At 32.7% G+C, this 511-nt stretch carries 1 protein-coding gene; it reads left to right on the top strand.

What is annotated here, in order from left to right:
- Nucleotides 1-113 precede the first annotated feature (113 nt).
- The coding region (gene tnpA / locus LJE08_RS13785) for an IS200/IS605 family transposase (RefSeq protein WP_227403554.1) at nucleotides 114-511 on the top strand (398 nt) is incomplete at its 3' end.

Here is a 511-nt window from a genome sequence, read left to right as displayed (position 1 = left end):
ACAAAACCACCTGCTATGCGGGTGGTATCAAAAAAATGTTATACAAAATAATCACCATTCTTTCTATAATGAAGGTGTTCAAGCTATCAAAATAAGAAAGAATGGTGATTATAATGGCTAATAAAGCAAACTCTTTAGCACATACAAAATGGATGTGTAAGTATCACATCATTTTCACTCCAAAGTATAGACGAAAAGTGATATACAATCAATATCGAAAAGATTTAGGTGAAATATTGAGAGAATTATGTAGATACAAGCATGTAGAAATAATAGAAGGACATTTGATGAGAGACCATGTACACATGCTGGTTATGATCCTTCCATCATTATCTGTATCTGCATTTATGGGATATCTGAAAGGAAAGTCAGCATTAATGATGTTTGACAGACATGCAAATCTGAAATATAAGTTTGGAAACAGACATTTTTGGAGTGAAGGATATTATGTAAGTACAGTAGGATTGAATGATGCGACAGTTGCAAAATATATTCGAGAGCAGGAAATGCA

It is taken from the genome of Holdemanella sp. DFI.5.55, assembly GCF_020593575.1.
GTDB classification, from domain to species: domain Bacteria; phylum Bacillota_I; class Bacilli_A; order Erysipelotrichales; family Erysipelotrichaceae; genus Holdemanella; species Holdemanella hominis.
Note: the sequence above shows the minus strand (reverse complement) of the source record. Positions and strands in the feature narration are given on the sequence as shown.